Source organism: Gluconacetobacter entanii, from assembly GCF_003206495.1.
Lineage (GTDB): Bacteria > Pseudomonadota > Alphaproteobacteria > Acetobacterales > Acetobacteraceae > Novacetimonas > Novacetimonas entanii.
The window spans coordinates 1-4,684 of sequence record NZ_NKUF01000088.1; the positions used below are offsets into that span (position 1 = coordinate 1).

The window sequence follows — 4,684 nt, forward strand, 5'->3', positions numbered from 1 at the left end:
TGTCTCACCGCTGGGATGGGAACACATCAACCTCACCGGCGAATATCGCTGGCCTAAATCCTTAGCGTAGGATTTCGCCCCCTCCCGCAAACGACCCCTCCATGTCGAGATCGACACCGAACTTCCTGATCAGACGTGCGGCATTCGGCCCATTGCGGATCTCACAGGCTGCAACTGACAGCCACCCGACAATGTTCGCCTGAACGCGTCTGTCATCGGGTCACCATCGCTGGTCGGACAGACTGCAAGCCAGATAGACGAGAATGGCCTGAGAATCCCGGACGACCGTCTCGCCATCGACGAGAACCGGTACTTCCTGAAATGGATTCAGGTCCGTAAACAACGAGCTGTGTTGCTCATCTTTGGAAAAATCAACCGGCACAAGGTCAAGAGGAATGCCGGTAAGGGCTGCAAACAGGCGCACCTTGTAGCAATTGCCGGATACATCGAGATCATAGAGTTTCATGACTGAGTCTCCTGACGATGGACTGACACTTTGAGAATGAAATGATCCAGGAATCAGGAAACCTGACCGATCGGTCTTAATGGAAGAATAAAGATGAAAGCATCCTATGACGATATCGTGATTGCTGCGCGCGAACTCTTCCGGGAACGGGGATACACCGGCGCTTCGATGAACGACCTGGCCGAGCGGGTCGGTCTGAAGAAGTCCAGTCTTTATAATCGTCTTCCAAGTAAGGAATCGCTCGTCGTTGATGTTCTCGAATTGACCCTGAAGGAAACTTTTGAAGGGCTTCCCGATCCGGCAGTCGACTGGATGCACACTTATCGAGAACTGATCGACCGTATTGTCGCAGTCTTTAGCGAGCGTGGACGATGTGTAGGCTTCCACCTGGCTTTCGGAGTCCCGATTGACACGCCAGAGGCGAAGACGGCTGTCCGGGATTTCGTAATTGCATTGCGCGCCCGAATGGCGGAAATCCTCGAAAAGGGTGCGGTTGATGACCCTATGCGGGCAGCCACGGACGCCCTGACACGTTTGCAAGGAGCTACATTCTGGCTGGCGGCCCTCGACGAAATAGAACCGCTCAGACGGGAAGCGGTCGGTGTTCTGGCTTCTGTGGGGATATCAACGCAGGCCTGATGTCCGTCTGGGCAAAAGACCTCTGCGCGTCAGACAACGATTGTGCTATGAGTGACTCCATAGAACGTCATGGATAAACGGGGTCGTCATGTCCGAATACAAGATGCAGGAGCGGCAGCACTATGCATGGGCCAGCTTTGAGGCGGTCCGCGTTGCTGGCGAGCGGGCACGGGAAGCCCGGACAGCGAGCGGCGAGATCATGACCTATGTCCAGAAGGGATGGGTTGTGCGCGAATTTCCCGGCGGTCGGGTTGAACGTCTTGCACCGCTGGAAGAGTTCCGCGACGAAGATTTTCCCTATCCCGCGTGACACGATTACTGATTTACGCAGGACCGAACGGCTCCGGAAAAAGCAGTCTGCGGGTTGGCACGAGCGCTGACATTGAGCCGGTCGACATCGTCATTGACCCCGACCAGATAGCGCGGGGGATCAACCCAGGCAGCCCGCGCGATGCAGACAGGGAGGCCGGACGGCGAGCCATCGAGATATTCAACGCGTCGCTGGCCGCCGGGAAGTCGATTTCTCTCGAAACGACATTATCTGGCCGTTCCGTAATCCGTCGCATCACGGCGGCGCGGAACGCCGGATATCATATCGAGCTGAGATATATTGCTCTGGCGTCGGTCGAAATGAATGTTCAGCGCGTCAGGGCACGTGCTGCGGGTGGTGGACATTTCATTGAACCGGAAGCCATTCGCAGACGATATATTGGCAGTCTCGCCAATCTTCCGACTGTTATTGGCCTGTCTGACCGTGTTGTCATCTCCGATAATTCAGGCGTTATGCCGGAGCCTGTGCTTGAAATCGAGAATGGTCAGATTGTGCGTCGAGGTATGACTATGCCTGCATGGCTGGTCAGCACATGTCCGGACTTCTGCCGTTAGTGCGTTTTGTCGCCAAGACCAGACACGCTGTTGGAATGGGTTCTGGTAACGCTTGCGCCGACAATTTTACGCCTCTTTGCGCCGGGCCGCGCAGGTAGGGCGGAAAACATTGAATCCAGTTAAGTGTCTTCGTTTCCTTTCTTCCATGGGTTTCTATGGAGGAAAGCACTATGTCCGGATCACGGATTTTATGGGGGCAGGTGAGCGTCGTCCTGCTCATGATCATCCTGTCATGGTGGATGGCGACGCAATGGGTGGCGTGGAAACTGGGCTTTCAGCCCCAGCTTGGTCAGCCCTGATTCACGCTTGCGCATCATTGGCCTGTCTACTGGCCCCCCATGGTTTTCTGGTGGTGGTATGTCTACGACGCCTATGCCCCGGATATTTTTAATCAGGGCGGGTGGATCGCCGGTAGTGGCGGCGTACTGGCTGTTGTGGCAGCGGTCGCGCTTTCCATTCGTCGGGCTCGTGAGGTAAGACGGGCCGCAACCTATGGAAGCGCACGCTGGGCCAGCCGTGAGGAATTGCAGCAATCCGGATTGCTCGATCCCGATGGGGTCATTCTCGGGCAGTATGGACGGGATTATCTCCGTCATAATGGTCCTGAACATGTCTTGTGTTTCGCGCCGACCCGTTCCGGTAAGGGGGTGGGGCTTGTCATTCCGACCCTGCTGACATGGCCGGGATCAGCCATCGTCCATGATATCAAGGGAGAAAACTGGCAGATCACCGCAGGTTTTCGGGCGCGTTTCAGCAGCGTGCTCCTGTTCGATCCGACCAATCCTGCCTCTGATCCCTACAACCCCCTGCTTGAAATCCGGCAGGGGGAGTGGGAGGTACGCGACGCCCAGAATGTCGCGGACGTGCTTGTCGATCCCGAAGGATCGCTTGAACGCCGGAACCATTGGGAGAAAACATCACACTCTCTGCTGGTGGGCGCCATCCTCCATGTTCTGTATGCGGAGAAAGACAAGACGCTCTACGGTGTTGCCAATCTTCTGTCTGATCCGAAACGCTCAATTGAAGCCACGCTTGCTGCGATGATGCAGACGAAGCATCTGGGCAAGGATGGCCCGCATCCGGTGGTTGCATCCGCCGCCAGTGAACTGCTGAACAAATCTCCCAACGAACGGTCTGGTGTGCTCTCCACCGCCATGTCGTTTCTTGGCCTGTATCGTGATCCGGTCGTCGCGAAAGTCACTTCGCGTTGTGCCTGGCGGATTGCGGATATTGTCAAAGGGCGTCGTCCGACCACGCTTTATCTCAGCGTGCCACCCTCGGATATCAGTCGCACCAAACCGTTGATCCGTCTGATGCTGAACCAGATCGGGCGCAGACTGACAGAGGATCTGAACGCGCATAAGCATAACCATCGCCTGCTGATGATGCTGGACGAATTCCCGGCGCTCGGGCGGCTTGATTTCTTTGAAAGCGCTCTCGCGTTCATGGGTGGTTACGGCATCAAAGCTTTTCTGATCGCCCAGAGCCTGAATCAGATAGAGAAAGCCTACGGTCAGAACAATTCGATCCTCGATAACTGTCACGTCCGGGTCAGTTTTGCCACCAACGATGAACGGACTGCCAAGCGGGTCTCAGATGCATTGGGCACTGCCACGGAAATCAGGTCACAGAAAAACTATGCCGGGCATCGCCTGTCACCCTGGCTGGTGCATCTGATGGTTTCGCGGCAGGAAAGTGCCCGCCCGCTTCTGACGCCAGGTGAAATCATGCAACTTCCACCAACCGACGAGATTGTCATGGCGGCGGGGACGCCACCCGTTCGTGCGAAGAAAGCTCGATATTATAGTGATGCCCGTTTCCGGGAGCGCGCACTGCCACCGCCCCAACCAGGAACGATATCAGCACCGACCGCGATACAACCGGATGACTGGACCAGACGTCCCTTGCCCGAGACGGTGGTGCATGGTGCCGCCCCCCCACTGTCAACGCAGGAAGAAGAAACGCCTCTGGGGGCCGGTCACAAGCGCACACCGGACGCCGATCCGAGTGATATTCCACCGCGTACGGAGAGGGATGACACGCGGGAGCAGACGAAATCACCCGAAGCTGGCAATCGCACGACACGGTGGGACCGGGACTTTATGGATCTTCAGAAGGTAGCGCGGCTGGCCGCCATTGACCGTGATGATGGGATGGAGATCGGTGGACCATGAAACGCTCCCGCAAGAAGCAGCAGATGACGGTCTATCTCGATCCCGATCTGTTCAAAGCTGTCAGTGATACGGCCACCCGTCGCCGTCAGTCCGGCTCCCTCGTGGTCGAGACGGCTCTGTCTGTCTTTTTCTCTCCTGAAGAGGGGACCGGACAGGCCGCACTGACCCGACGGCTGGACCGTGTCGATAAACGCCTGTCCCGACTGGAGCGCGATACCGGGATCACCGTCGAGACATTGGCCCAGTTCATCCGTTTCTGGATGATCATGACGCCCGCCTTGCCCGAAAGCTCGGCTGCTGCTGCACGGGCGCAGGCGGCCGAGCGTTATGAAGGCTTCATCGAAGCGCTCGGCAGGCGTCTGGCGACAGGCCGACGTCTATATGAGGACGTTCTTCCTCCTGACGCACAAGTCAGTGCTAGCACTACAGTTGCATTTTGTGTTGAGTTCTGAATCTATGGGTAACCATGATTCAGGATATGATGAGTGGCGGTACGTCTGTTGAAGAGACGCTGGAATTA

The 4,684-nt window shown here is 56.7% G+C and carries 5 protein-coding genes and 1 pseudogene; 5 read left to right on the forward strand and 1 reads right to left on the reverse strand.

The window, feature by feature from the left end:
- Nucleotides 1-220: 220 nt before the first annotated feature.
- The gene (locus CFR72_RS17885; RefSeq protein ID WP_010512015.1) at nt 221-466 is read right to left on the reverse strand and encodes a glutathione S-transferase N-terminal domain-containing protein; all 246 of its coding nucleotides are present in this window, start codon (nt 464-466) and stop codon (nt 221-223) included.
- A gap of 93 nt (nt 467-559) precedes the next feature.
- On the opposite strand from CFR72_RS17885, the gene CFR72_RS16210 reads away from it, so the two are divergent.
- From CFR72_RS16210 to CFR72_RS16230, 5 genes and pseudogenes are all read left to right on the forward strand, one after another.
- A complete protein-coding gene (locus CFR72_RS16210) occupies nt 560-1,105 on the forward strand; it encodes a TetR/AcrR family transcriptional regulator (RefSeq protein WP_014106942.1) in 546 nt (181 codons plus the stop codon).
- 88 nt (nt 1,106-1,193) lie between these two features.
- Nucleotides 1,194-1,415, forward strand: coding sequence for a hypothetical protein (locus tag CFR72_RS16215; RefSeq protein WP_010512019.1), 222 nt, complete (start codon nt 1,194-1,196; stop codon nt 1,413-1,415).
- The gene (locus tag CFR72_RS16220) at nt 1,412-1,990 is read left to right on the forward strand and encodes a zeta toxin family protein (protein WP_014106943.1); all 579 of its coding nucleotides are present in this window, start codon (nt 1,412-1,414) and stop codon (nt 1,988-1,990) included. The genes CFR72_RS16215 and CFR72_RS16220 overlap by 4 nt, the downstream gene beginning before the upstream one ends.
- Nucleotides 1,991-2,160: 170 nt before the next feature.
- A pseudogene (locus CFR72_RS16225) lies at nt 2,161-4,164 on the forward strand (conjugal transfer protein TraG).
- On the forward strand, nt 4,161-4,616 hold the full coding sequence (locus CFR72_RS16230; protein ID WP_010512024.1) for a hypothetical protein: 456 nt from the start codon (nt 4,161-4,163) through the stop codon (nt 4,614-4,616). The pseudogene CFR72_RS16225 and the gene CFR72_RS16230 overlap by 4 nt, the downstream one beginning before the upstream one ends.
- The last annotated feature ends 68 nt before the right edge of the window (nt 4,617-4,684 follow it).

What these genes read in the sequence shown, in the direction of transcription:
- CFR72_RS16215 (WP_010512019.1), top strand. Translation starts at nt 1,194, where the DNA reads ATGTCCGAATACAAGATGCAGGAGCGGCAGCACTATGCATGGGCCAGC.
- CFR72_RS16210 (WP_014106942.1), top strand. Translation starts at nt 560, where the DNA reads ATGAAAGCATCCTATGACGATATCGTGATTGCTGCGCGCGAACTCTTC.
- CFR72_RS17885 (WP_010512015.1), bottom strand. Translation starts at nt 466, where the DNA reads ATGAAACTCTATGATCTCGATGTATCCGGCAATTGCTACAAGGTGCGC.
- CFR72_RS16230 (WP_010512024.1), top strand. Translation starts at nt 4,161, where the DNA reads ATGAAACGCTCCCGCAAGAAGCAGCAGATGACGGTCTATCTCGATCCC.